The 22303-nt window shown below is 65.3% G+C and carries 27 protein-coding genes; 16 read left to right on the top strand and 11 right to left on the bottom strand.

Translation table 11 applies throughout. The features are described from left to right. Positions 1 to 5 precede the first annotated feature (5 nt). From fliE to JQ633_RS29490, 7 genes are all read left to right on the top strand, one after another. Positions 6 to 317 carry a flagellar hook-basal body complex protein FliE gene (fliE, locus tag JQ633_RS29520; protein WP_211988749.1) on the top strand — a complete coding sequence of 104 codons (312 nt, stop codon included), beginning with the start codon at positions 6 to 8 and terminating at the stop codon, positions 315 to 317. Positions 318 to 438: 121 nt separating this feature from the next. Further along, positions 439 to 702, top strand: coding sequence for a flagellar biosynthesis protein FliQ (gene fliQ, locus JQ633_RS29515; protein WP_139484865.1), 264 nt, complete (start codon positions 439 to 441; stop codon positions 700 to 702). Positions 703 to 808: 106 nt separating this feature from the next. Next, positions 809 to 1579, top strand: a complete 771-nt coding sequence (fliR, locus tag JQ633_RS29510; RefSeq protein ID WP_211988747.1) for a flagellar biosynthetic protein FliR — start codon at positions 809 to 811, stop codon at positions 1577 to 1579. A gap of 10 nt (positions 1580 to 1589) precedes the next feature. Beyond that, positions 1590 to 2663 carry a flagellar biosynthesis protein FlhB gene (gene flhB / locus JQ633_RS29505; RefSeq protein ID WP_211988746.1) on the top strand — a complete coding sequence of 358 codons (1074 nt, stop codon included), beginning with the start codon at positions 1590 to 1592 and terminating at the stop codon, positions 2661 to 2663. A 142-nt stretch (positions 2664 to 2805) separates the two neighbouring features. Further along, positions 2806 to 5385, top strand: a complete 2580-nt coding sequence (gene cckA, locus JQ633_RS29500) for a cell cycle histidine kinase CckA (protein ID WP_211988996.1) — start codon at positions 2806 to 2808, stop codon at positions 5383 to 5385. A gap of 187 nt (positions 5386 to 5572) precedes the next feature. After that, entirely contained in the window at positions 5573 to 6538 is a 966-nt protein-coding gene (locus tag JQ633_RS29495; RefSeq protein ID WP_211988745.1) for a Tim44 domain-containing protein, read from the top strand. A gap of 151 nt (positions 6539 to 6689) precedes the next feature. Next, on the top strand, positions 6690 to 7367 hold the full coding sequence (locus tag JQ633_RS29490; protein WP_211988744.1) for a lectin: 678 nt from the start codon (positions 6690 to 6692) through the stop codon (positions 7365 to 7367). Positions 7368 to 7438: 71 nt separating this feature from the next. Here JQ633_RS29490 and JQ633_RS29485 read toward each other — a convergent pair whose 3' ends face one another. Beyond that, a complete protein-coding gene (locus JQ633_RS29485) occupies positions 7439 to 7858 on the bottom strand; it encodes a DUF3606 domain-containing protein (RefSeq protein ID WP_211988743.1) in 420 nt (139 codons plus the stop codon). A gap of 154 nt (positions 7859 to 8012) precedes the next feature. Between JQ633_RS29485 and JQ633_RS29480 the strand changes: the two genes are divergently transcribed. Then, positions 8013 to 8720 carry a glutathione S-transferase gene (locus tag JQ633_RS29480; protein WP_211988742.1) on the top strand — a complete coding sequence of 236 codons (708 nt, stop codon included), beginning with the start codon at positions 8013 to 8015 and terminating at the stop codon, positions 8718 to 8720. A gap of 102 nt (positions 8721 to 8822) precedes the next feature. Here JQ633_RS29480 and JQ633_RS29475 read toward each other — a convergent pair whose 3' ends face one another. Together JQ633_RS29475 and JQ633_RS29470 are read right to left on the bottom strand one after the other, a co-directional pair. Next, entirely contained in the window at positions 8823 to 9182 is a 360-nt protein-coding gene (locus tag JQ633_RS29475; RefSeq protein ID WP_211988741.1) for a GFA family protein, read from the bottom strand. 21 nt (positions 9183 to 9203) lie between these two features. Then, on the bottom strand, positions 9204 to 9878 hold the full coding sequence (locus tag JQ633_RS29470; protein ID WP_211988740.1) for a methyltransferase family protein: 675 nt from the start codon (positions 9876 to 9878) through the stop codon (positions 9204 to 9206). Positions 9879 to 10023: 145 nt separating this feature from the next. Between JQ633_RS29470 and JQ633_RS29465 the strand changes: the two genes are divergently transcribed. Next, positions 10024 to 10350, top strand: coding sequence for an ArsR/SmtB family transcription factor (locus JQ633_RS29465; protein WP_211988739.1), 327 nt, complete (start codon positions 10024 to 10026; stop codon positions 10348 to 10350). Continuing rightward, entirely contained in the window at positions 10350 to 10790 is a 441-nt protein-coding gene (locus JQ633_RS29460; RefSeq protein ID WP_211988738.1) for an SRPBCC family protein, read from the top strand. Before JQ633_RS29465 ends, JQ633_RS29460 begins: the two co-directional genes overlap by 1 nt. 4 nt (positions 10791 to 10794) lie before the next feature. On the opposite strand, the gene JQ633_RS29455 is transcribed toward JQ633_RS29460, so the two are convergent. Continuing rightward, complete coding sequence (locus JQ633_RS29455) at positions 10795 to 11286, bottom strand: hypothetical protein (protein WP_211988737.1); 492 nt, start codon at positions 11284 to 11286, stop codon at positions 10795 to 10797. Between the two features lie 130 nt (positions 11287 to 11416). Further along, the gene (locus JQ633_RS29450; protein WP_211988736.1) at positions 11417 to 11737 is read right to left on the bottom strand and encodes a Kazal-type serine protease inhibitor family protein; all 321 of its coding nucleotides are present in this window, start codon (positions 11735 to 11737) and stop codon (positions 11417 to 11419) included. A 229-nt stretch (positions 11738 to 11966) separates the two neighbouring features. Between JQ633_RS29450 and JQ633_RS29445 the strand changes: the two genes are divergently transcribed. From JQ633_RS29445 to JQ633_RS29430, 4 genes are all read left to right on the top strand, one after another. Further along, positions 11967 to 13622, top strand: coding sequence for a fumarate hydratase (locus JQ633_RS29445; RefSeq protein ID WP_211988735.1), 1656 nt, complete (start codon positions 11967 to 11969; stop codon positions 13620 to 13622). Then, complete coding sequence (locus JQ633_RS29440; RefSeq protein ID WP_211988734.1) at positions 13619 to 14293, top strand: DUF429 domain-containing protein; 675 nt, start codon at positions 13619 to 13621, stop codon at positions 14291 to 14293. The genes JQ633_RS29445 and JQ633_RS29440 overlap by 4 nt, the downstream gene beginning before the upstream one ends. Positions 14294 to 14467: 174 nt before the next feature. Further along, on the top strand, positions 14468 to 15001 hold the full coding sequence (locus JQ633_RS29435; protein ID WP_211988728.1) for a hypothetical protein: 534 nt from the start codon (positions 14468 to 14470) through the stop codon (positions 14999 to 15001). Between the two features lie 51 nt (positions 15002 to 15052). Continuing rightward, positions 15053 to 15628, top strand: coding sequence for a hypothetical protein (locus tag JQ633_RS29430; protein WP_211988726.1), 576 nt, complete (start codon positions 15053 to 15055; stop codon positions 15626 to 15628). 62 nt (positions 15629 to 15690) lie between these two features. On the opposite strand, the gene JQ633_RS29425 is transcribed toward JQ633_RS29430, so the two are convergent. From JQ633_RS29425 to JQ633_RS29405, 5 genes are all read right to left on the bottom strand, one after another. After that, positions 15691 to 16632, bottom strand: a complete 942-nt coding sequence (locus tag JQ633_RS29425; protein WP_211988724.1) for an SH3 domain-containing protein — start codon at positions 16630 to 16632, stop codon at positions 15691 to 15693. Positions 16633 to 16651: 19 nt separating this feature from the next. Beyond that, positions 16652 to 16948: a hypothetical protein gene (locus tag JQ633_RS29420; protein ID WP_211988722.1), complete on the bottom strand. Its 297-nt coding sequence runs from the start codon at positions 16946 to 16948 to the stop codon at positions 16652 to 16654. Positions 16949 to 17027: 79 nt separating this feature from the next. Next, positions 17028 to 17582 carry an inner membrane-spanning protein YciB gene (locus tag JQ633_RS29415; RefSeq protein WP_211988720.1) on the bottom strand — a complete coding sequence of 185 codons (555 nt, stop codon included), beginning with the start codon at positions 17580 to 17582 and terminating at the stop codon, positions 17028 to 17030. Between the two features lie 51 nt (positions 17583 to 17633). Then, positions 17634 to 18209, bottom strand: coding sequence for a hypothetical protein (locus tag JQ633_RS29410; RefSeq protein ID WP_211988718.1), 576 nt, complete (start codon positions 18207 to 18209; stop codon positions 17634 to 17636). Positions 18210 to 18525: 316 nt separating this feature from the next. Further along, complete coding sequence (locus JQ633_RS29405) at positions 18526 to 19926, bottom strand: carotenoid oxygenase family protein (protein ID WP_211988716.1); 1401 nt, start codon at positions 19924 to 19926, stop codon at positions 18526 to 18528. Between the two features lie 125 nt (positions 19927 to 20051). Between JQ633_RS29405 and JQ633_RS29400 the strand changes: the two genes are divergently transcribed. Together JQ633_RS29400 and JQ633_RS29395 are read left to right on the top strand one after the other, a co-directional pair. Next, on the top strand, positions 20052 to 20777 hold the full coding sequence (locus JQ633_RS29400) for a TetR/AcrR family transcriptional regulator (protein ID WP_211988714.1): 726 nt from the start codon (positions 20052 to 20054) through the stop codon (positions 20775 to 20777). Between the two features lie 59 nt (positions 20778 to 20836). Then, the gene (locus JQ633_RS29395) at positions 20837 to 21457 is read left to right on the top strand and encodes a DUF6321 domain-containing protein (protein WP_211988712.1); all 621 of its coding nucleotides are present in this window, start codon (positions 20837 to 20839) and stop codon (positions 21455 to 21457) included. Between the two features lie 166 nt (positions 21458 to 21623). On the opposite strand, the gene JQ633_RS29390 is transcribed toward JQ633_RS29395, so the two are convergent. Then, positions 21624 to 22196, bottom strand: coding sequence for a hypothetical protein (locus tag JQ633_RS29390; RefSeq protein WP_211988995.1), 573 nt, complete (start codon positions 22194 to 22196; stop codon positions 21624 to 21626). Positions 22197 to 22303 lie beyond the last annotated feature (107 nt).

Raw genomic sequence — 22303 nt, 5'->3', positions numbered from 1 at the left:
AGATCATGGCTTCACCGACCGTCGCCGCCAACGCCTATGCCAGCCTCGCCAGGATGATGGAGCGGGGCGGCGCCGAGAAGGCGGGCCAGGCCACCGCCGGCCCGTCATTCAGCGCGCTGCTGAAGGACTCCGTCGGCAGCGTGCTGGAGGCGGGCAAGAAGTCCGACGCGCAGACCGTTGCGATGGCCTCCGGCAAGGCGAACGTGATGGACGTGGTGACCGCGGTCGCGGAGACCGACGTCGCGGTGTCGACGCTGGTCTCGGTCCGCGATCGCGTGATCCAGGCCTATGAAGACATCATGAAGATGCCGATTTGACGTCGCTTGCGACGTCATCCCGGGGCGATGCGTAGCATCGAACCCGGGATCTCGAGGTTCCGGGTTCGATGCTGCGCATCGCCCCGGAACGACGGTACAAAATCGAACAGCGAGAACAGCAATGACCGGCCCTGAAACCCTCGACGTGGCGCGCGATGCGATCTGGACCATCGTGGTGGTGTCGTCGCCGCTGATGGTGGTCGGCCTCGTGGTCGGCGTCGTGGTGTCGCTGTTCCAGGCGCTGACGCAGATCCAGGAGCAGACGCTGATCTTCGTGCCGAAGATCCTCGCGATCTTCGTCACATTGCTGTTGGCGCTGCCGTTCATGGCGGATTCGCTGCACAGCCACATGATGCGGATTTCGTCGCGAATCATCGGCGGTTGAGGCACTACAGCATGATCCGGAAAGGTGCGAAGCGGCTTTCCGGAGCGATCGTGCTCAAACAAGGAGCTGAGGCGCGAGTCACCTCGCGCTTCAAGATGACCGGGTCATGCGCCTCGACGTCTCCGTGCTGCCGGCGCTGGCCGCCATCTTCGTGCTGGTCTTCGCGCGCGTGGGCGCGATGGTGATGCTGCTGCCCGGCTTCGGCGAGACCAACATCCCGGCGCGGGTGAAGCTGTCGATCGCACTGCTGCTGACGCTGATCATCCTGCCGCTGCATCGCAATGCCTATCATGTCGACGTCACGTCGATCACCTCGCTCGGCGTCCTGATGGTGCATGAACTGATCATCGGCGTCGTGCTCGGCGCGACCGCGCGGGTGACGCTGTCGGCGCTCAACGTCGCCGGCTCGGTGATCGCCCAGCAACTCGGGCTCGGCTTCGTCACCGCCGTCGATCCGACCCAGGGCCAGCAGGGCCAGATCATCGGCAACTTCCTCACCATCCTCGGCCTGACGCTGCTGTTCGCCACCGACAGCCACTACCTCGTCATCGCGGCGCTGAGCGAGAGCTACCGCATCTTCTCGCCGGGTGAATTGATGCCGACCGGCGACGTCGCCGCGCTCGCCACCAACGCCTTTGCCGCCGCCTTCAAGATCGGCCTGCAGCTCTCGGCGCCGTTCCTGGTGTTCGGCCTCGTCTTCAACATCGGGCTCGGCATCCTGGCGCGCCTGATGCCGCAGATGCAGGTCTATTTCGTCGGCGTGCCGCTCTCGATCATGATCGGCTTCGTGATCTTCGCCGTCGTGCTCGCCGCGATGATGGGCACCTATCTCGACTATTTCCTCGGCGTCATGCGCCAGCTCGCTCCAATGCGATAGGAGACAGCAATTGGCTGACGATACCGAAGACAAAACAGAAGACCCTACGCAAAAAAAGCTCGATGAAGCGCTCGAGAAGGGCGACGTCGCCAAGAGCCAGGAGGTCAACACCTGGTTCGTGATCGCCGGCGCCACGCTGGTGCTGTCGACATTCTCCGGCTCGGTCGGCGGCGGCATCATGATGCCGATGCGCAATCTGATCGCCAATTCCTGGATGATCCGCACCGACGGCCCGGGCCTGATGCAGCTGACCCAGTCGATCGGCTATGCCGTGATCGCCGCGGTCGGCGTGCCGTTCCTGCTGCTGGCGCTGGCCGCGATCGCCGGCAACATGATCCAGCACCGCCTGGTGTGGTCGGGCGAGCAGCTCAAGCCGAAGCTCTCCAAGATCTCGCCGGGCGCCGGCCTCAAGCGGCTGTTCGGCAAGCAGGCGGTAGCGAACTTCCTGAAGGGCCTGTTCAAGCTGATAGCGCTCGGCGCCGTCATGGTGGTGGTGCTGTGGCCGGAGCGGATGCGCATGGAAGCGTTCCTGCGCGTCGATCCGGCCGAGCTGTTGCCCGCCATCACCAGCATGACGGTGCACTTGATGGCGGCGGTGGTGGCGATCCTCGCCGCGGTCGCGATCGGCGACTATTTCTTCCAGTACCGGACCTGGTACGAGCGGCACAAGATGTCGCTGCAGGAGATGAAAGAGGAATTCAAGCAGTCGGAAGGCGATCCGCACGTCAAGGGCAGGATCAAGCAGCTGCGGGTGCAGCGCGCCAAGAAGCGCATGATGGCGCAGGTACCGAAGGCCTCCGTGATCATCACCAACCCGACCCACTTCTCGGTGGCGCTGGCCTACGACCGCAGCATGACGGCGCCGATCTGTGTCGCCAAGGGCGTCGACGTCCTCGCCTTCCGGATCAGGGAGCTCGCCAAGGCGCACGACATCCCGATCGTGGAGAACGTGGCGCTGGCCCGCGCGCTCTACGCCACCGTCGAGGTCGACCAGGAAATCCCGGTCGAGCACTATCATGCGGTCGCCGAAATCATCGGCTACGTGATGCGGCTGCGGCGGGGGCTGTCCGGAATGCGGCAGTGAGGGCCGGAAATCCGCTTGAAATGCGCGTATTTTGCGAAATAGCCGCCTGATGGACTTGCGTTTTCGGGTCCGATTCAGGCACTCAGGGGCAAGGCGGCCGGACCGGACGCCTTCGTGATGCAGACGAGCCATGTCTCTCCAGATGACCGCCGACAGCAACGATCATTCCGCGACTGAGCCATTCGTGGCTCACGGGCCGGTGCGGCGGGGCGGCAGCATCCTCTTGGTGCTGCTGATCGCGGCCGGCATCGTCGCCGTGGCGGTCTGGCTGATGACCATCGGCCGCAGCCAGGCGCAGCCCTATATCCTCGGCGTGCTGGCGCTGCTCGCCACCGTCGGGCTGTTCAACCTGTTCGCCTTCGCCGCCGGCATCATCCGTTTCTCCGACCGCGCCATCGATGACCCGGTGATGGGGCGGATCGCCGATCACGCCCAGGAGGGGCTGGTCGTCACCGATTCGCGCGGCCATGTGGTGTATTCCAATGCCGCCTATCTGACGCTGACCGGTGCAACCTCGCCGCAGGAGGTCCGCCCCGTCGAGCGCGTCTTCATCGGCAACCCCGACGTCTCCGAGGCGGTGTTCCGCCTGCTCAAGGCCGCGCGCGAGGGCAAGCGGCAGCAGGAGGAGGTCCGAATCGCCGGGCCGGACGGCAGCCAGAACGGACAGGGCCGCTGGCTGCGGCTCCGGGTTCGTCCGCTCGGCGAGAGCAAGCGGGATGCGAAATATGCGGTGTGGTCGATCGCCGATGTCACTCGCGACCGCGAGCGCCAGGAGGACGTGTTCCAGGAGCTGCGGCACGCCATCGAATATCTCGACCACGCGCCGTGCGGCTTCTTCTCGGTCAATCCGGCCGGCGAGATCGGCTATGTCAATGCGACGCTGGCGAACTGGCTGGACTACGACCTCGCCGAGATCGGCTCGGGCGGCCTGAAACTGTCCGACATCGTCTCCGGCGACGGCGCGGCTTTGTTGGCCGGAATCCAGCCGGTGCCGGGCGAGGTCAAGACCGAGGTGTTCGACATCGACCTGCGGATGCGCGGCGGCAAGACCGTGCCGGTGCGGCTCTATCACAAGCTCGCTTTCGGCGCCGACGGCGCGGCGGGCGCCTCGCGCACGCTGGTGATCAGCCGCGCCCGCGACGAGCGTTCCGATCCGGAGCACGCGGCGGAGGTGCGCTTCATGCGCTTCTTCGACCACACGCCGATGGCGATCGCGACCGTGGATCGCGGCGGCAACGTGGTCGGTGCCAATGCCCGCTACGCCAAGCTGGCACAGGGCCTCAACGGCGACGGCGGCGCGGCGAAGTCGATCTTCCATGCGGTCAATCCGCGCGACCGTGGCCTCCTGATCGCCGCGATCAACCAGGCCGCCGAGGGGCAGGGCGACATCCAGCCTGTCGAGGTGATGCTCGACGGCGCCAAGGAGCGCTTCGCCCAGTTCTTCGTCACCACCGTCGGCAAGGACGAGCGCGACGCCGAGACCGCGATCGTCTACATGCTCGAGACCACCGAGCGGCGCGCGCTGGAGAACCAGATCAACCAGTCGCAGAAGATGGAGATGGTCGGCCAGCTCGCCGGCGGCATCGCGCACGATTTCAACAACGTGCTCTCGGCCATCATGATGGCGAACGACTTCCTGCTGAACGCGCACAAGCCGACCGATCCGTCGTTCCAGGACATCATGCAGATCAAGCAGAACGCGACCCGCGCCGCGACGCTGGTGCGGCAACTGCTCGCGTTCTCGCGCCGCCAGACGCTGCGGCCGCAGGTGCTCGATCTCGGCGATGCATTGAGCGACCTCACCATGCTGCTGCGCCGGCTGATCGGTGAGAAGGTCAAGCTCGACCTCGTGCACGGCCGCGACCTCTGGCCGGTGAAGGTTGACGTCTCGCAGTTCGAGCAGGTGGTGGTCAACCTCGCGGTCAACGCGCGCGATGCGATGCCCGACGGCGGCAAGCTGATCATCCGCACCGGCAACGTGTCGACCGAGGAAGCCGCGCAGCTCGCCAACAAGGGCATGCCGGCGGCGGACTATGTCAAGATCGAGATCTCCGACACCGGCACCGGCATTCCGCATGAGATCATCGACAAGATCTTCGAGCCGTTCTTCTCGACCAAGGAAGTCGGCAAGGGCACCGGCCTCGGCCTCTCCACGGTCTACGGCATCGTCAAGCAGACCGGCGGCTTCGTCTATGTCGATTCAGTGCCGGGCGAGGGCACCACATTCCGCATCTACCTGCCGCGGCATCATGCCGAGCAGGAGGCTGCAACGGAGGCGCACGCCGGCAACGGCGCGGCCAAAGACAGCGTGGCTGTGGCTGAAGCCGCCAAGCCGAAGCCCGATCTCACCGGGCAGGGCACCATCCTGCTGGTCGAGGACGAGGACGGCCTGCGCGCGCTCAATGCCCGCGGCCTGCGTTCGCGCGGCTACAGCGTGATCGAGGCTGCCAACGGCGTCGAGGCGCTGGAGGCGTTCGAGGAGAAGGACGGCGCCGTCGATCTCGTCGTCTCCGACGTCGTGATGCCGGAGATGGACGGGCCGACGCTGCTCAAGGAAATGCGCGGCCGCAATCCGGAACTGAAGATCATCTTCGTCTCCGGTTATGCCGAAGATGCCTTCGAGAAGAGCCTGCCCGAGAACCAGCAGTTCGCGTTCCTGCCGAAGCCGTTCACCCTGACCCAGCTGGTCGCCGCGGTGAAGGAAACCATGGTTGCGAAGTAGGGCGTGCCGCGAAATCTGCGGCCGCATCGAGGCGTAGGACACGCCGTCGCAGCCACAAGGACCATAGTGTCACATCTCCGCGACCGAGGGCCGCAGCCGTGGTTCCGGTTTCCTGCTTCACTTTTAACCGGCCCTGCCCATCTTAGGGGCGCTTCCCCATGGCGGGGAATCCTTTGAGGAAACCGATATGAAATTCTCGCAACGCACGCGTGGAATGGTTCGGGCGATCGCCGTCACGATGGCGCTGGCGCTGCCCGTGGTGATGACCGTTTCGGCGGCCGATGCACGCGTCGGTGGCGGCGGTTCGCGCGGCTCGCGCACCTTCTCCGCGCCGCCCTCGACCAACACCGCGCCGGGCACGGCCGCGCCGATGAACCGTACCTTCAGCCAGCCCGGCAGCCCCAACATGGGTGCGCCCGCGGCGGCGAATTCCGGCGGCCTGTTCGGCCGTGGCGGCATGGGCCGTGGTCTGCTCGGCGGCCTCGCCGCCGGCTTCCTCGGCGCCGGCCTGTTCGGCATGCTGTTCGGCGGCGGCCTGTTCTCCGGCCTCGGCGGCCTGTCGTCGATCCTCGGCCTGCTGCTGCAGATCGGCCTGATCGTGCTGGTGGTCCGTCTGGCGATGTCGTGGTGGCAGCGCCGCAACGCGCCGGCCGCAGCCTATGCCAGCGGCCCTGACGTCGGCCCCGGTGGCCCGCAGCCGAACTATCGTTCCGGCTTCGGCTTTGGCCTCGGGGGCGGCGCCAACGCGCCGGTCGAGATCGCGCCCGCCGACTATGAGGCGTTCGAGCGGCTGCTCGGCGACGTCCAGACCGCATGGTCGAACGAGGACATCGCGAAGCTGCACACGCTCGCGACGCCCGAGATGGTGTCGTACTTCTCGAAGGACCTCGAGGAGAACAAGGCGCGCAACGTCACCAACAAGGTGACCGCTGTGAAGCTGCTGCAGGGCGACCTGGCGGAGGCCTGGCGCGAAGGCGAGAGCGAATATGCGACGGTCGCGATGCGCTTCTCGCTGGTCGACACCATGCTCGAGCGCGGCACCGGCCGTCTGGTCGGCGGCGGCGAGCAGCCGCAGGAAGTCACGGAGGTCTGGACCTTCGTGCGCCAGCGCGGCGGCAATTGGGAACTTTCGGCGATCCAGCAGACCAACTGATCGATTGCCCGTCATCAGCAAATGCAAGGCGCCGCGGCTCACCCCGCGGCGCTTTTGTTTTTGGGCGTCATTGGCGTGACGCGGCGCGGGAATATCCGCCGAAGCCGCGGGTTGATCTCAGCGGACTTATAACAACCATCGGGAGGACGACATGAAGATCAAGGCTCTGATTGCAGTTCCTGCGTGTCTCGCGATTGCGGTCATCGCCGCGCCGCCGGCGATGGCGCAGACCGCCGACACCAGCTTCTTCCTCACCAGCAACGGCATCGGCAATGGTGGCAATCTCGGCGGGCTCGCCGGCGCCGACAATCACTGCCAGACCTTGGCGCAGGCGGCAGGGTTCGGCGCGCCGAAGACCTGGAAGGCCTATCTGTCGACCCAGGCGGCCGACGGCAAGCCCGCGGAGAACGCGCGCGATCGCATCGGCAAGGGCCCGTGGAAGAACGTCAAGGGCGTCGTGGTCGCAAAGGATGTCGCCGATCTGCACAGCGCCGGCAACAATCTCACCAAACAGACCGCACTGTCCGAGAAGGGCGACGTCGTCAACGGCGCCGGCGACACGCCGAACCGCCACGACGTGCTGACGGGCTCGCAGGCCGACGGCACCGCGTTTGCGGCCGGCGAGGATCGCACCTGCAAGAACTGGACGAGCAGCACGCAGGGCGCCGCCATGGTCGGGCATTTCGACCGCAAGGGCCTGCGCGACGACGAGCCGTCGAAATCCTGGAACATGTCCCATCCGTCGCGCGGCCCGGACGGCGGCTGCTCGCAGGCGGATTTGAAGAGCACCGGCGGCGACGGCCTGATGTACTGCTTCGCGGCGAATTGAGTCCCAGGGTTATCGAGCCCCAAGATTATTGAGCGGCGCCGTCTCGGCGCCGTTCGTTTTGCGGCGACTGCTCAAGCCGCCTTCTTGCGCTTGGTCGTCTTCTTCACGGTCTTCTTGACCGTCTTCTTGGCCGCCTTCTTCTTCGCGGTTTTCTTCTTGGCCGCGAAATAGGTCCCGACCTTCTTCGAGGAGTGGCCAACCTCGGCCACCGCGGCCTTGAGCCTTGCCGGCGTCACCTTGAACTTCTTCGACCAGTAGCGGACCTCGTAGGGCTCGCTGATCGCGATCCGCGCGCGGTCGGCGGCCTTGTGCTTCTGCTCCTTGAGATAGGCCTCGACCTTCCTGGCGGAATGGCCGACCTTCTTGACCACGGCCTTCAGCCGTGCCGGCGTGATCTTGAATTTCTTGGACCAGTACGCGTCCTCGTAGGACTCGCTGAGCGCGATCAAGGCGCGATCGGCGCCGCCCCGCTTCTTCTTGCTATCGGCCATGAGATGATTCCCCATCGAAGGATTCGACGTTTGGAACCTTAGCAGCCTCGGCGCGGTTCGCACAGACAGCCCGTGCGCGCTCGACGATGCGACACCGATACGGCTACGATGTCAGCGAAATGACAAGCGGCGTGCACGCCGCGGAGGTGAACGGATGCGCTATCAGCTTTACTACTGGCCGATGATCCAGGGCCGCGGCGAATATGTCAGGCTCGCGCTGGAGGATGCCGGTGCCGGCTATGAAGATGTGGCGCGCGGCAAGGCCGGCATGGGCGCGATGACGAAGATGATGGAGGCACACAAGGGCACGCCGCCATTCGCGCCGCCGTTCCTCAAGGCCGGCAAGCTCGTGATCGGGCAGACCGCCAACATCCTGCTCTATCTCGGCGCGCGCCATGGCCTGGCGCCGAAGGCGGAGGGCGGCGAGCTCTGGGTGCACCAACTGCAGCTCACGATCGCCGATTTCGTGCTGGAGATTCACGACACCCATCATCCGCTCGGGCCGTCGCTCTACTACGAGGACCAGAAGGCGCCGGCGAAGAAACGCACCGAGGAGTTCTGGGACTCGCGGGTGCCGAAATATCTCGGCTATTTCGAGGATCTTGTTCGAACCAATGGCGGCGCTTTCGTCACCGGGCGTCGCGTCACCTACGTCGACCTGTCGCTGTTCCAGATCGTCGAGGGCCTGCGCTATGCCTTCCCGAAGCGCATGGCGGCTTTCGAGAAGAACGTGCCGCGGCTGATCGCGCTACGCGACCGCGTCGCCGAGCGGCCGAACATCAAAGCCTATCTCGCCAGCGAGCGGCGGATCCCGTTCAACGAGGAGGGGATTTTCCGGCGCTACAAGGCGCTGGATATCTAGCAGTCGTCATTCCGGGGCGATGCGCAGCATCGAGCCCGGAATCTCGCACTGCAATCTCGGGATTCCGGGCTCACGCTTCGCGTGCCCCGGAATGACAGTGTGTCATCGGCTCCGCCCGTCCACCGGTGTCATCGCGATCTTCGACAAGTCGACGCCGTCGATGCAGCTGACGTTGAGCGCCACGATGTCGCTGCCGTCGGGCTTCTTGCCGCGCGCGAAGACGTCGACACCGCAATCGACGCAGAGCTGGTGGTGGATGGCGTGGCGGTTGAACAGATATTCCTTCAGGTTCTCGGCCCCCGCGCGCAGGTGGAAGCTCGACGGCGGCATGAACACGAAGTGCAGCCCCTTCTTGGTGCAGATCGAGCAGTTGCAGGCCGTCACCATTGCCATGTCGGTGGTGCATTCGAACCGGACCTGACCGCAATGGCAGCCGCCGGTGTAGGTCTTGCTGTCTGCCATGATCACCTCGCCACAGCGCGTTCACCAAAGTCCCGGCACGAGGCGATAGCGCACCCGCGCCCTGTAGTCGGCATAGCCTTGCAGTCCCGCGACCAGCGTGCGCTCTTCGATCCGCGTGCGGAATGCGAACATCGCAAAGAACAGCGGCACGAACGCCAGGCCCCACCAGGAACCAAGCGAGAGCGGGACGCCGATGAAGAACAGCATGATGCTCGTGTACATGGGATGGCGGACCAGCGCGTAGGGGCCGGTCGAAATCACCTGATGGTCGCGCTCGGCCTGCACCTTCACGACCGGCGCGGCGAAGGAGTTGGTGCGGAACACCCAGAGGATCAGCACGGTCGAGATCAGGTAGAGCACAAGACCAAGCACCATCAGGGTGACGCCGGCACCGGCGCCGGTGAACCTGCGATCGAGCCCCATGACGACAAGCCAGAGCACGATCAGGGTCATGATCGCCAGCATGAAGTATTTGTCCTCGGTTGGCTGACCCTCGCGCGCAGTGAACCGCATCCGTTCGGCGAGCAGGGCAGGATCGACCTTGGCGAGCCACAGCCCGCAGACCGGGCCGAGTACCGCGGAGGTGATGAGATAGGCCCATGCGCCCGGCCAATCCGTCGTGCCGGCGGCGGCGAACAGCAGCGCGCCCATGGCGACGACGAAGAAGGTGTTCTGCATGAGGAGCTTTGCGATCATTGGCGGCTCCGCGCGATTCCGGCCGCGATTATCGCACTGTTTTTCCGGCAAGCTCGCGACCGCGATCATCAACTTTCGGAGCGGGCGGTGCGTTCCTGCATCGCACGGGGTTGACATTCATATAAGTGTTTACTTATATATCGGCATGACCGCAGCCGTGCAGCTGACAAATGTCCTGAAGACCCTCGCGGACCCGACGCGCCGCGCGGTGTTCGAGCGGATCGCGCGGGAAGGCGAGGTGGCCGCGACCGGATTGGTGCAGGGCTCGAAGGTCTCGCAGCCTGCGGTGTCGCAGCATCTGCGCGCATTGCGCGATGCCGGGCTGGTCGCCGAGCGCCGCGAGGGCAGGCACATCCACTACCGCGTGGCGCCGAAGGGGCTCGGCCCGCTGATCGACTGGCTCGGCCACTACCAGACGTTCTGGCAGGAGCGTTTCGAAAATCTCGAGAAACTGTTGAAGGAGAGTGAGTGATGAGTGAGACGCACGCGATCACCGTCGAGAAGGTGCTGCCTTACGCCGCCGACAAGATCTGGCGAACGCTGACCACGAGCGAGCTGCTGGTGAAATGGCTGATGCCGAATGATTTCGAACCGACCGTCGGACACAAGTTCAATTTCCGCACCCGGCCGATCGGCGACTGGGACGGCGTCGTGCATTGCGAGGTGCTCGACTGCGAGCCGCCGCGGCTGCTGCGCTATTCCTGGAAGGGCGGCGCCGATACCAATCCGGAATACGGCTCGAAACTCGACTCGGTCGTGACCTGGACGCTGACGCCGGTCGAGGGTGGCACCAGGGTCCACATGGTGCACGACGGCTTCGTGTTCCCCGGCAACCGCTACGCGTTCGACATGATGACCCCGGGCTGGGGCAAGATCGTCGATGCGATCGGCCGGGTGACCGCGGAAGCCTGACGGCTCACTCGTCCCTGCCGCGTCGGACCGTGATCGAGGCCTCGGTCCTGGTTCGGGTGCATTCCAGGTTGAGGCGGCGATAGCGCATCGTGATGGTGTTGCCGCGCAGGATGCCCATCCGCTTCAGGCAGCGCGAGGTGCCGGTCGTGGCGTCGTCCTTCGGCACGGTGAAGATCAGCGCCGTGGCCGCGCCGACCAGGTTGAAGAACTCAGGCTTCATCTTGCGGTCGGTCTTGGCGTAGAGCTCGGTCGAATAGTCCTTGCCGCGGCAGCCGATCGACAGCTCCCTGGCCGCCGGATGCTTCAGGTAGGTGATATTGGCCGCAGTGAAATTGACCTTCAGCCCATCGATCTGGCCGGCGAGCTGCTTGGCGATATCGGCGCAGGGGTCGGCATGCGCCGGCGCCGCGGCGAAGCTCGCGGCGAACGCCAGCAGCGCAGCCGGCAGAAGGGAGCTAATGCTCCACGGCAGATGTCGGCGCAACGATCCGGTCATGAATACCCCCGCGGCATGAAATGCGCGAAGGTTCATGCAGGCTCCCGCGAGGCGCGTCAATACGTGCCATGACTGCGTGACGCAGTCACGGTGGACCGTCCACGCCTAGCCGGATCAGGGCGCAGGAAGGCTAATAGGCCGGCTTCTTGCACTTGCCGTTGTGCAGCTTGGAGACGCCGGCGGCCTGGCGTTCGCAATCATTGCCGTAGGTCTTGCCGTCGCAGCCGCACACCGGCTTGAAGATCCTGGTGCAGACGGTCGGCTTTTGCGCGCAGATGCCCATCTGGTCGCCGCGGCCGCAGGTGCCCGGCTTGAACTGGCAATACTCGTCGAACCCGCACTGCAGCGGGACGATGCCGCCGCATTTCTGGCCGACGACGGCATTGGCGCCGGAGGGGATTGCGATCAGCAATGCCAGCGCGGCGAGCGAGACGAAAAGTCCGGTCTTCATGATGGCCTCCCTTGGTCGGTGCATGGGAGCTCATCATTGCACAACCTTAGATTATATACTTGTGAAGCATCCCACATGGATTGCTGCGTGGGGCGGCCGGGAGCCATGAGCGTTCCGTGGGGCGTTCCCGGCGCCTTGTTCCTTCCTTTTGTCGGCAAAAGGCTTAGAACGGCTCTACGTTGCCGGCGCCCCTGCGGGTCATCCGGCCATTCCAACCGACGAGCAGCCCATGAACGCCCCAACCGCCTTCCCCGACCAGCAGAAGCCCGTTCCGCCCTACAAGCACACCCCTTTGTTCCCGCTGGGGGCCGATACGACGCCCTACAAGAAGGTCACCGCCGAGGGTGTCCGGGTCGAGAAGGTGCTGGGCAAGGACATGCTGGTGGTGTCGCGCGAGGCGCTGCGCGCGCTCTCCGAGGCCGCGTTCGGCGACATCAACCACTATCTGCGGCCGGGGCACCTGAAGCAGCTCCGCAACATCCTCGAGGACAAGGAAGCCAGCGACAACGACAAGTTCGTCGCCTTCGATTTCCTGAAGAACGCCAACATCGCGGCCGGCGGTGTGCTGCCGATGTGCCAGGACACCGGCACCGCGATCATCATGGGCAAGAAGGGCTGCAACGTCATCACCGACGGCGACGACGAGGCCGCGCTCTCCGAGGGCGCGCGCGACGCCTATCTGCGCCGCAATCTGCGCTATTCGCAGGTCGCGCCGCTGTCGATGTATGAGGAGAAGAACACCGCCAACAACATGCCGGCGCAGTGCGAGATCTACGCCGAGGGCGATGACGCCTACAAGTTCATGTTCATGGCCAAGGGTGGCGGCTCAGCCAACAAGAGCTTCCTGTTCCAGGCGACGCCCTCGGTGCTGACCAAGGATCGTCTGCTCGCGTTCCTGAAGGAGAAGGTGCTGACGCTCGGCACCGCGGCGTGCCCGCCCTATCATCTTGCGATCGTGATCGGCGGCACCTCGGCCGAGCTCTGCATGAAGACCGTGAAGCTCGCCTCCGCGCGCTATCTCGACGCGCTGCCGACCCACGGCTCGGCCGACGGCAATGCGTTCCGCGATGTCGAGATGGAGCAGGAAATCCTCAAGATGACGCAGTCGCTCGGCGTCGGCGCGCAGTTCGGCGGAAAATATTTCTGCCATGACGTCCGCGTGATCCGGATGCCGCGCCATGGCGCCTCGCTGCCGATCGGGCTCGGCGTCTCCTGCTCCGCGGACCGCCAGGTGCTCGGCAAGATCACCAAGGACGGCGTCTATCTCGAGGAGCTCGAGCACAATCCGGCGCAGTATCTGCCCGCGGTCGAGCAGTCGCTTGGCGGCGAGGTCGTGAAGATCGACCTCAACAAGCCGATGAAGGAGATCCTTGCAACGCTGTCGCAATATCCGATCAAGACCCGCGTCTCGATGACCGGCACCATGATCGTGGCGCGCGACTCCGCGCATGCCAAGCTGCGCGAGCGGCTGGAGAAGGGCGAGCCGCTGCCGGATTACTTCAAGAACCATCCGATCTACTATGCCGGTCCCGCCAAGACGCCCGACGGCTACGCCTCCGGCGCGTTCGGCCCGACCACCGCCGGCCGCATGGACTCCTTCGTCGACCAGTTCCAGGCTGCCGGAGGATCGATGGTGATGGTCGCCAAGGGCAACCGCGCGGTCGCGGTGCGCGAGGCCTGCAAGAAGCACGGCGGCTTCTATCTCGGCTCGATCGGCGGCGCCGCGGCGAACCTCGCCGAGCACTGCATCAAGAAGGTCGAGGTGGTCGAGTATCCCGAGCTCGGCATGGAAGCGATCTGGCGTATCGAGGTGGTCGACTTCCCGGCCTTCATCATCATCGATGACAAGGGCAACGACTTCTTCAAGGAATTGAATCTCGGTTGAGGGCGGTCGGCCTCGACGGATTTTCCAAAGGCTGGGTCACCGTCTCGATCGACGGCGACCGTCGGACGATCTCCTTCCACACCGACATCGCGGAAGCGCTGGCGCGTCCGTTCGATCGCGCCGGCATCGACATCCCGATCGGCATGACCGAAGACGGCAGGCGTGACTGCGATCTGCTGGCGCGCGCGAGCTTGCGGCCGCACACCTCGCGCGTCTTCACCGGCGCGCGGCGCTGGCTCTGGCAGGAGTTTCGCGATCCGGACCGCGCGAATGCGGAAGCGGAGCGTCGCGGTCAGACGAAGGTCTCGCGCCAACTCTGGCATCTCGGCAACAAGATCATGGAAGTCGACGCGTTCCTCCGCGCCGAAGCCACGCGCGACATCCGCGAGGTGCATCCCGAACTGGTATTCCTGCGGCTGAACGGCGGCAAGCCGTTGCCGCGCAAGAAGTCGGAGGAGGGCGATGCTCTCCGCTGCAAGCTGCTCAGGCGCGCGGGCTTTCGCGAGCTCGACCGCTGGCTGACCGAGACTCGGATTGGCCGCGGTGCCAAGCGCGACGACGTGCTGGATGCCTGCGCCGTCGCAATTGCCGCGCGCGAGCCTGGTGGCTGCGTTCCGGAAGGGGCGCCGCCAATGGACGCACACGGCCTGCCGATGCAGATCTGGTACTAGCCGCACTGTCGGGCCGTATCGTTAGCATTAACCATGATGCGGCGGCTGCGACGTTTTGGCGCGTGACGGGTTGCAGTCCGCGAAGAAAGCAACCGAATTCCGCGGAGGACCTTTAATCTTTCTCGCCGACGCTGCGCGCCATCCTGCCGACCGAACGAGCAGGGGTGGGTGGCCATGAAACAATCGACGATGAAGCGGATCGGACGGGCGGTGCTCGTCCTCAGCGCGCTCGCCCTTGCCGGCTGCAAGGAAGAGCGGCCGCCGGGCGTGTATGACGTCAGCGTCAGCGAAGCCTATCGCCGTCTGTTCGCCGACAAATTTGCCGACATGGTCTACGCCAAGCAGTGCGGCATCCTCGTGCATGTGACGCCGGTCGGCGTGCCCGACCGCCAGGTCACCTGGAAGGTTCACAGCAGCGGCCGTGAGGTCGTGCAGTTCACCGCGGTGCTGACCGCGTTCAACGACAAGCAGACCAAGGTCGAGATCCGCATCCCTCCGGCCGGCAACGGCGAGATGTATGACGGCTCGCAATTCTACAAGCGGCCGGCTTTCAACCAGCCGCTTCGTCCAGCGGTGCAGGAGCAGGTCGCCGCAATTCTCGAAGGCCGCAAATTCGACGTGCAGCGCGTCGGTCCGGGCAAGGACACGGTTTGCAACGTTCAGCGTGGCGGCCTCGGGTCGGGCCTGGTGTTCCGCGTCGACGATTGATCGCGCGTGCCGGACCGTAACGGCCGGCGCGCACATGCAAGGAGATTGGTGATGAAGGAATTGTTTGGTGGATTTCTGGTCGCCTGCGTGGCGGCCTATCTGTACTACATCTATCCGGGCGAGGGTAACGTGGTCTATCCCGTGCCGATCGGCCAGGCGCGGCAGGACCTCGCGCGAACCGAGCTGCCGCCCCAGGTGTTCGGGAGCCAGCCGCTCGACACCACGGTCCGCACCAGCGACACCGAGGTGGTGTGGATCGTGCGCAGGAAGAGCGAGGAGCTGTTCCGCTACACCGCGCAGCTCACATCGGAAGAGAAGGGCACCGCGACCCGCGTCCAATTGAAGCTGGAAGGCGCCAAGGGGCGCACCCAGGACTATGCCAAGAACCTCGCGGACAATCCCAAGATCCGCGACCTCTATCTCGTCGCGATGCAGGAGCGCATCTCCTCCACGCTGGAGCATCGGCCGTTCGAGATGTCGCGCATCCATCCGGCGATGGCCGCTGCCGCGGTGGCGAACATGGGCAACATCCAGAAATCGGCTGACGCGGCCGCCGCGGCGTCTGCCGAGCTCGAGCGCAGCAACATGCAGAAGGCCTATCGCAACGAGGCCAACGGCCGTCGCTGAGCGAACGGCATCTCCTGACGGGCGTGCGTGCGCGTAACGGCTGGCGCGTTCGCCTGAATTTCCTAGCTGCAGTTGGTCACCTGGTTCGAGCACAGGCTGCGCCACCAGCCGCGCACGCCGTCTTCGCTCTCCACCAGCGCCCAATCTCCGCTGCAGGCGAAGATCCGCTTCGGCCCGCCGTCGGTGTCGAGCGGGCCGCCGAGCTTGCGCAGCGCCGGCATCCACTTCGCATCGACGGAGGGGGCCTGAAACAGCCCGCCCATGCGAGTGCCGCCATTGGCGTAGTTCGCGCCGACCTTGCTGGCGGCGACCCATCCGCGCCCCGCATAGGGCTTTGGCGCGTTGCGCGGATAGCGGCGCTCGTCTTCGTAGTCCTTGCCCGGCGGCGTCGCGCCCTCGATCAGGAACCAGCCGTCCTTGAAACCGATGATGCGAAACTCGGTCAGCCAGCCGCCGTCGGGCGTGTTCTCGCTGCCGCCCATCTTCAGCCGATAAGGCGGTGGCAACGTGCCCAGCACGCGTGACTTCACCGATGGTTCGGCGCGCACGTTGAGCCCTGCCGGGTCCTTGTCGTCCGACCATGCGCCGATGTCGCACAGCTCGGTGCCTTGCGGGAGCGTCGTGCGCTTTGCGCCGAGCGCAGCCTGGCGCTCAGCTTCATCGCGATCGGCGCCGTCGCCGTCCAGCGCCGCGGCCTCGTGGCCGGCGCGCGGCTTCAACTCGGCGGAGACGGCGCGCGATTTATCCTTGTCCAGCGCCACGACGAGCATTTGACGTGGAGCGAACACGCTAGCCGGCGTCTTCGGGTCGTTTGCGGTCGCTGGATAGACCGCGAGATAGCCGGTCGTGCCGGCGGCATCGGTCGCGGCCTTGCCGGCAACGTATCCGGTGGGCACCAGCGTGAGCGCGCTGGTGCGCCACGCCGGCTCGGATTCGTTCGCATCTTGCGCCGCAGCCGCCGTGGCGAGCAGGGCTGCCACGGCGATGGAGGTCAGGATGCGCATGCGGCAGCGAATGGCGCGGCTAGCCGCGCGTGCCGGTGAACGGGAAGCTGCCCATCGGGCCGATGCCCATCTCGCCGGAAATGCCGTCGCCGGCCACCGTGCCGGTGAATTCGAGGGTCAGCGGCATCGGATTGGTGATCGACACCTTCCAGGCGAGGTTGTCGCCGTTCACGGTGCCGTCGAAGATGTCGGTGGAATTACCGTCGGCGCCCTGCGTGCCGGTGAGCGTGCCGCCCGAGCTCTGCAGCGACAGCGTCGCCTTGCGCTCGCCCATCGGCGTCGTCATGACAAGATTCCAGTTTCCGTCCACTGCCATTTATTTCTCCCCTCGAGGTAAGGCGTGCGCGGCGGTATAGCCCATCTTGCAATCCAAGCCTAGTTTGCGACTGCGGCGATCAGGCGCGGGCCGCGGCGCGCAGGCGGCCTCCGATCAGGACGCGGAAGGCGACGTACTGGATCGCGAAGGCGGCGATCTTGGCGCCGAGCAGCACGACCGACACGTAGAACGCCCACAGCTTCATGTCCCCGGTCGCGGCGATCGCGATCGTGCCGCCGGCGAGCACGAACATCAGCACGGCCCAGGCGTAGCCGGCGAAGGTGGCGTAGTCCGGAATGGTCTGCGTCACGATCGGCGGCAGGTAGCGCAGCATCCAGCCGCGCTTGAGCATGATGGCGCCGATCGCGATGTGGCCGATCGCGGGCTTGGCCAGCACGAAGCGCGGATCATTGGTGAGCAGCGTCGCGCCGCCGAGCACGATCACCAGCCCAAGGCTCGCCCAGGTCATGTAGCCGAGCTCTGCGCCCTTCACGCGGGCATGGATCACCTGCGCAATCGCGCCGGCGATGGCGACGCCGGTGGCGATCAGGACGTTGTCGGTGGCGAAATAGATCACCAGGAACACGATGGTGGAGAGGAAGTCGCTCGCAAGCCTGGCAAATACGCTCTTCATCGTCGTGCTTTCGTTTCCTCGGGGTGGACGTCTGTTTGGTGATTGCATGTCTTAGTGCGAGGGCAGCGCGCGGGCCGGCGGCGCGCTGTCCTTGGTCGTGCGATAGTGCGGATACCATCGCGTGAAGTAGACCGCGGCATTGCGTGCGGCGAACGCAACCAGCAGACCCGTCCACAGCGGCATCGAAGGCACGTAGTACACAGCGAGGTTGCCGATCATCATCAGCAGCACGGCGCCGACCCAGGCCCAGGTGATCAGGTAGTTGGCCTTCGTGAAGCCGGGCAATTTCGCGGTCTCGGCGTCGACTTCCTCCAGTGCATATTGCCGCGTGAAGGGACGGCCGACGAGGATCGACCCGAGCGACACCGCCAGGATGCCGGCATCGACCGCGATCTTCACCGCGATGGTGCCGAGCGTCGCGTCGACGAAGGTGAGGTAGAGGCCGATCGCGGCGAACACGATCACCGAGCCGACGCCGAGGATCTTGATGCTGCGGCCGCGCGCGACATCGAGCGCGATCACACCGAGGCAGATCAGCGCGGCGGCGAGCAGGCTGACGGTGGCCGAGGTCACCAGCATCAGCGTGGCGAAGGCACCGTAGGGAGCGAGGATCAGGAAGATCGTCATCGGAAGGCTCCAATCTTTACAGCGTAAAGATACCCTAAGGGCGGAGGACGGGCGCGTCAAGCAAAATCTTTACAGTGTAAAAATTGTAGATATCTGCGATAAATACGTAATTATATCAATATCTTATAATGAGTATTGCGAGGCGTGTAGTTGCGGTAGTGCCGTTGTTACTACTCCCCACAGCGATCGAATCCGTGAAGTTCGTCATTGCGAGGAGCGAAAGCGACGAAGCAATCCATCGCCTCCGCAAGTGGAGAAATGGATTGCTTCGCTTCGCTCGCAATGACGGGTGCGAGCTGAGCGCAACGGCGCGCCGCTACTCCGCGCTCACCCAATTGCCATGGAATCCATCCGGCACGCGGTGGCCGAGATGCACCAGCGCGGTCGGACCGGCCTCGACGTTCTGCGCGTTGAAGACGGCGAGGTCGCTGCGGTTCTCGCGGGCGCGCCAGACCACGGCGAGCAGCCAGCCGTCGCCCTCGGCGGCATCGCTGCTACGCTCGACGAAGACCGGCTCCGAGATCGTATCGCCGGCGGGCAACAGATAATGGCCAAGCCGCTTGCCATTGCCGTCGACATGAACGACGCCCGACAGCGCGAACATCGGCAGGTCGGGGTTGGCGCAGGCGTACCAGCCGTGATTGCTCTTCAAGCCTGCGCGGCGGTCGTCGACGCGCGGGAATTCGCCGGTCAGATCGTCGAGATAGGTCTGCGTGAAGCGGTCCGTATTCCCCGAGAGATCGAAGGTCCAGCGGCAATAGCGCGCGCGGCTCTTCTTCGGGTCGGTCGGCGAGCCGTCGGGATGGTTGAACAGCGGCGCTTCCTCGAACTGCATCACGTCGGCGATGATGCGGTTGCCGTCCTCCCAAGCGTTCATGACGTGGAACACGTAGCAGCTCTCGGCCCGGAACCAGATGATGTCTTTCGACGAGCCGCTGCGCTTCATCACGCCGACGTAAGCGCCTTTCTCCGGCTCCCAGGCGTAGGGCGCCTGTCCGCGCATCGCACGCTGCATGCTGCCGGTGATGGGCAGCACCGGGAACAGCAGGTGGTTCTCGGTGACGATGAAGTCGTGCACCATGCTGGCATAGGGCGCCTCGAAGCGCTCGAACCGCGTCACCACGCCGGACGAGTTGACCGCGCCGAACGACAGCGCAGGGGTCAGGGGACCCGCAGCGTTGTAGCCGAAGAACACCATCTCGCCGGTGACGGGATCGATCTTGGGATGCGCGGTGAAAGGACCGGAGATCGCGCCCTTGTAGTCGCAATAACCGAGGCGATTGAGCGTGCCGGGTTCGATCTCGGTCGGCAGATGGCCTTCCTCGAGCGCGAGCAGGCGGCCGGCATGGAAGATGATGTTGGTGTTGGCGACGCCGCCATCGGTCGTGATGGCTTCCGGCGCATCCGGCAGCTTGCGGCCGAAACCGCCGAACAGTGCGCGGCCGGCGTCATGCTCGGCCTGCCATTTCGGCGTGCGGACCCAGCGGTTGCGATAACTGGCGCGGCCGTTCTCGAGATGGAAGGCGTGCAGCATGCCGTCGCCGACGAACCAGTGCGCGCCCGGCGCCTCGAACTGCGGATTGGGGCCGTTGCGGTACAGCGTGCCGTTCAGCTCGCGCGGCAACTCGCCTGTGATCTTCAGGAACGGCGCATCGGCCTCAAAGGGAATCGGCGCCAGATTGGGCCGCACCGTGTCGAGCTTCGCCTTGTCCAGCATTTCACCTCTCCTGGATTTATCTTTACATCGTCAAGATATCTCTAGGTGCGACATGCATGATCGTCAAGCAAAATCTTTACAGTGTAAAAATTGCGTCATATAAGGTGACCCGAACAGGGGCACGCATGGCAAGATTATCCAGGGAAAACAAAGCGAGCCGCCCGGCGCCGGCGCGAACTCGCCGGATCGCGCGAACCGCCGCCGATCGTCCGGCACCGAAGCGGCGCGCCGGCGATGCGCCGTATCATCATGGCGATCTGCACGAGGCGCTGCTGAAGGCGGCCGAGCAGGTGCTCGAGCGCGACGGACTGCCGGGGCTGACCTTGCGCGCGGTGGCGCGCGAGGCGGGCGTGTCGCACGCAGCGCCGACGCATCATTTCGGCGATCTCACCGGCCTGCTCAGCGAACTCGCGGCGATCGGTTTCCGGCAATTCGGCATGGCGATGGCGGCGGCGAACGCGTCCGCGGCGACGCCGGGCGAGAAGGGAATGGCGAGCGCCAAGGCCTATGTCGCCTATGCGCAGGAACATCCCGGCATGTACGGGCTGATGTTCCGCAGCGAGCGGCTGGATTATTCGCGGCCGTCGCTGCACGAGTCGTCCGAAGCCTCGTTCGCGGGGCTGGCCCGCGGCGTCGGCGCCAGCCGGCACGAGCAGATTTCCAGCGAGTCGCTGTCGCTGGAGCAGGCCGCCGCGATCGCATCGGCCTGGTCGCTGGTGCACGGTTTCACCATGCTGCTGCTCGACGGGCGCCTCTCCAAGATTCTGAACCTGTCGCCCGAAGGCACGACCCCGGAATTGCTGTTGACCGCGATGCTGCGGTTGACCGCGAGCCGCCCGCCGCGGCCGTAACCGGCGGCCCAGCCGCTCCGTCGCGCAGCAACCCTCGCGATGCTTGCGCGTTGACGCGCATGGCGAGATCACCGCGCGTCCCCTGGAAGCGTCCCAACCCGCGCAAGCGGGCGGGAAAGGCCTCGAAGCATCTGTCGCCGGCGAAGAAGGCCGCGGCCAAGGCCTCCGCGCGACGCGCCGGCCGCCGCTATCCCAACCTCGTGGACAACATGCGCATGGCAGCGAAGACCAAGAAGACCAAGACGTCGGGAAGGAAGCGGGCGGCGTACAAGAAGCGGAAGACGGCGAGCAAGCGGACTGCGAGCAAGCGGAAGACAGCGAAGACGTCATTGCGAAAGCGTGCGGCCAAAGCGCGCGAGAAGGATCCGCGCGGCGGTCTCACCGCGGCCGGACGCAAGGCATTCGCCGAGAAGCAGGGCGCGCATCTGAAGCCCGGCGTCACCAAGAAGGAAAGCGAGATGACGCCGCAGGAGATGCGGCGCAAGGGTAGCTGGGCGGTGCGCTTCTACGGCCGCAAGCAGCTGCCGCCGCTGGTCGACGATCATGGACGGCCGACCCGGCATGCGCTCTCGGCCCATGCCTGGGGCGAGCCGGTTCCGCGAACCGTCGCCGCCGCGCGCCGCATCGCCGCCAAGGGCAAGCGGCTGCTGCAACGCTACAAGAGGGCGAAGAAGGCCTAGGTAGACGAGGCCTCTTCACCTCGCCCCGCCTGCGGGGAGAGGTCGGAACGCATCGTTAGATGCGTTCCGGGTGAGGGGGAGCCTCCGCGAGTCCGACTGTAACCGTTTATGCGGAAGCGGCCCCTCACCCTATCTCTCTCCCTGTAAGAACGGGGAGAGAGGGAGCCTAGCGCTTGACCAGTGACGTGGTCCGGCCGCTCTGGCCGATCGTCTTCACGCTATCTTCGCCGCATTTGAAATCGCGGGCCAAATCGTCGGCGGCCTGCCGGGCCAGTTCGTTGGCGTTGGGATTGGCCGCGACGTCGACATAGGCGACGTGACACACCGCGCCCGGCGGTAGCCGCGTCACGGCGAGCATCGGCCGCGAGACTGGGCGATCCTGCTTGTCCTGCTCGCTGTTGTCGGCGATCAGCCAGCGCTGGATGATGGCGAAGGGCTTGCTGCCGGCGGCGCGCCATTCGACGGTATCGCCGGTCGAACTGAATGGGCCGAACCAAGCCTGCGCCGCGGGTTCCCTTGCTGCCGCCTGCCTGTTGGGACCGACCGAGACCACCTCGCGCAGGTCGCCCTCGTTGATCAGCACCACGAGGCCGGATTTCCCCGGGCAGACGCGGCTGGTGCTGCCGTCCTCCTCGTTGGGCTTGCCGATCATGCGGCAGTTCTTCGGCGCGGTCGACGTGTAGCTGCTGCGGATCGTCTCGGCCCCGGCCTGACCGGGGCCCGCGCCGGCAAGCGCCATAATGGCTGTTGCAAATGCAAGGTATTTCATCGGGGAAACCTGCGATCCGGACGTTACTTTTGCTCTGACATATGCAATCTGGGGAAGGTTCAACAGACATGCGGGAA

Origin of the sequence: Bradyrhizobium tropiciagri, assembly GCF_018130505.1 — a bacterium.
Taxonomy (GTDB): domain Bacteria; phylum Pseudomonadota; class Alphaproteobacteria; order Rhizobiales; family Xanthobacteraceae; genus Bradyrhizobium; species Bradyrhizobium tropiciagri_B.
The sequence above is the reverse complement of the archived record's forward strand: the minus strand, read 5'-3'. Positions and strand labels throughout refer to the sequence as shown.

Bases quoted from the DNA above. Each gene is read 5' to 3' on its own strand.
- JQ633_RS29425 (WP_211988724.1), bottom strand. From the start codon at position 16,632: ATGCGCATCCTGACCTCCATCGCCGTGGCAGCCCTGCTCGCCACGGCG.
- JQ633_RS29390 (WP_211988995.1), bottom strand. From the start codon at position 22,196: ATGGCGCTTGCCGGCGCGGGCCCCGGTCAGGCCGGGGCCGAGACGATC.
- fliR (WP_211988747.1), top strand. From the start codon at position 809: ATGCGCCTCGACGTCTCCGTGCTGCCGGCGCTGGCCGCCATCTTCGTG.
- JQ633_RS29410 (WP_211988718.1), bottom strand. From the start codon at position 18,209: ATGACGATCTTCCTGATCCTCGCTCCCTACGGTGCCTTCGCCACGCTG.
- JQ633_RS29490 (WP_211988744.1), top strand. From the start codon at position 6,690: ATGAAGATCAAGGCTCTGATTGCAGTTCCTGCGTGTCTCGCGATTGCG.
- cckA (WP_211988996.1), top strand. From the start codon at position 2,806: ATGACCGCCGACAGCAACGATCATTCCGCGACTGAGCCATTCGTGGCT.
- JQ633_RS29455 (WP_211988737.1), bottom strand. From the start codon at position 11,286: ATGACCGGATCGTTGCGCCGACATCTGCCGTGGAGCATTAGCTCCCTT.
- JQ633_RS29400 (WP_211988714.1), top strand. From the start codon at position 20,052: ATGGCAAGATTATCCAGGGAAAACAAAGCGAGCCGCCCGGCGCCGGCG.
- JQ633_RS29435 (WP_211988728.1), top strand. From the start codon at position 14,468: ATGAAACAATCGACGATGAAGCGGATCGGACGGGCGGTGCTCGTCCTC.
- JQ633_RS29495 (WP_211988745.1), top strand. From the start codon at position 5,573: ATGAAATTCTCGCAACGCACGCGTGGAATGGTTCGGGCGATCGCCGTC.
- fliE (WP_211988749.1), top strand. From the start codon at position 6: ATGGCTTCACCGACCGTCGCCGCCAACGCCTATGCCAGCCTCGCCAGG.
- fliQ (WP_139484865.1), top strand. From the start codon at position 439: ATGACCGGCCCTGAAACCCTCGACGTGGCGCGCGATGCGATCTGGACC.
- JQ633_RS29420 (WP_211988722.1), bottom strand. From the start codon at position 16,948: ATGGCAGTGGACGGAAACTGGAATCTTGTCATGACGACGCCGATGGGC.
- JQ633_RS29460 (WP_211988738.1), top strand. From the start codon at position 10,350: ATGAGTGAGACGCACGCGATCACCGTCGAGAAGGTGCTGCCTTACGCC.
- JQ633_RS29480 (WP_211988742.1), top strand. From the start codon at position 8,013: ATGCGCTATCAGCTTTACTACTGGCCGATGATCCAGGGCCGCGGCGAA.
- JQ633_RS29470 (WP_211988740.1), bottom strand. From the start codon at position 9,878: ATGATCGCAAAGCTCCTCATGCAGAACACCTTCTTCGTCGTCGCCATG.
- JQ633_RS29430 (WP_211988726.1), top strand. From the start codon at position 15,053: ATGAAGGAATTGTTTGGTGGATTTCTGGTCGCCTGCGTGGCGGCCTAT.
- JQ633_RS29405 (WP_211988716.1), bottom strand. From the start codon at position 19,926: ATGCTGGACAAGGCGAAGCTCGACACGGTGCGGCCCAATCTGGCGCCG.
- JQ633_RS29485 (WP_211988743.1), bottom strand. From the start codon at position 7,858: ATGGCCGATAGCAAGAAGAAGCGGGGCGGCGCCGATCGCGCCTTGATC.
- JQ633_RS29415 (WP_211988720.1), bottom strand. From the start codon at position 17,582: ATGAAGAGCGTATTTGCCAGGCTTGCGAGCGACTTCCTCTCCACCATC.
- JQ633_RS29475 (WP_211988741.1), bottom strand. From the start codon at position 9,182: ATGGCAGACAGCAAGACCTACACCGGCGGCTGCCATTGCGGTCAGGTC.
- JQ633_RS29445 (WP_211988735.1), top strand. From the start codon at position 11,967: ATGAACGCCCCAACCGCCTTCCCCGACCAGCAGAAGCCCGTTCCGCCC.
- JQ633_RS29450 (WP_211988736.1), bottom strand. From the start codon at position 11,737: ATGAAGACCGGACTTTTCGTCTCGCTCGCCGCGCTGGCATTGCTGATC.
- JQ633_RS29395 (WP_211988712.1), top strand. From the start codon at position 20,837: ATGGCGAGATCACCGCGCGTCCCCTGGAAGCGTCCCAACCCGCGCAAG.
- JQ633_RS29465 (WP_211988739.1), top strand. From the start codon at position 10,024: ATGACCGCAGCCGTGCAGCTGACAAATGTCCTGAAGACCCTCGCGGAC.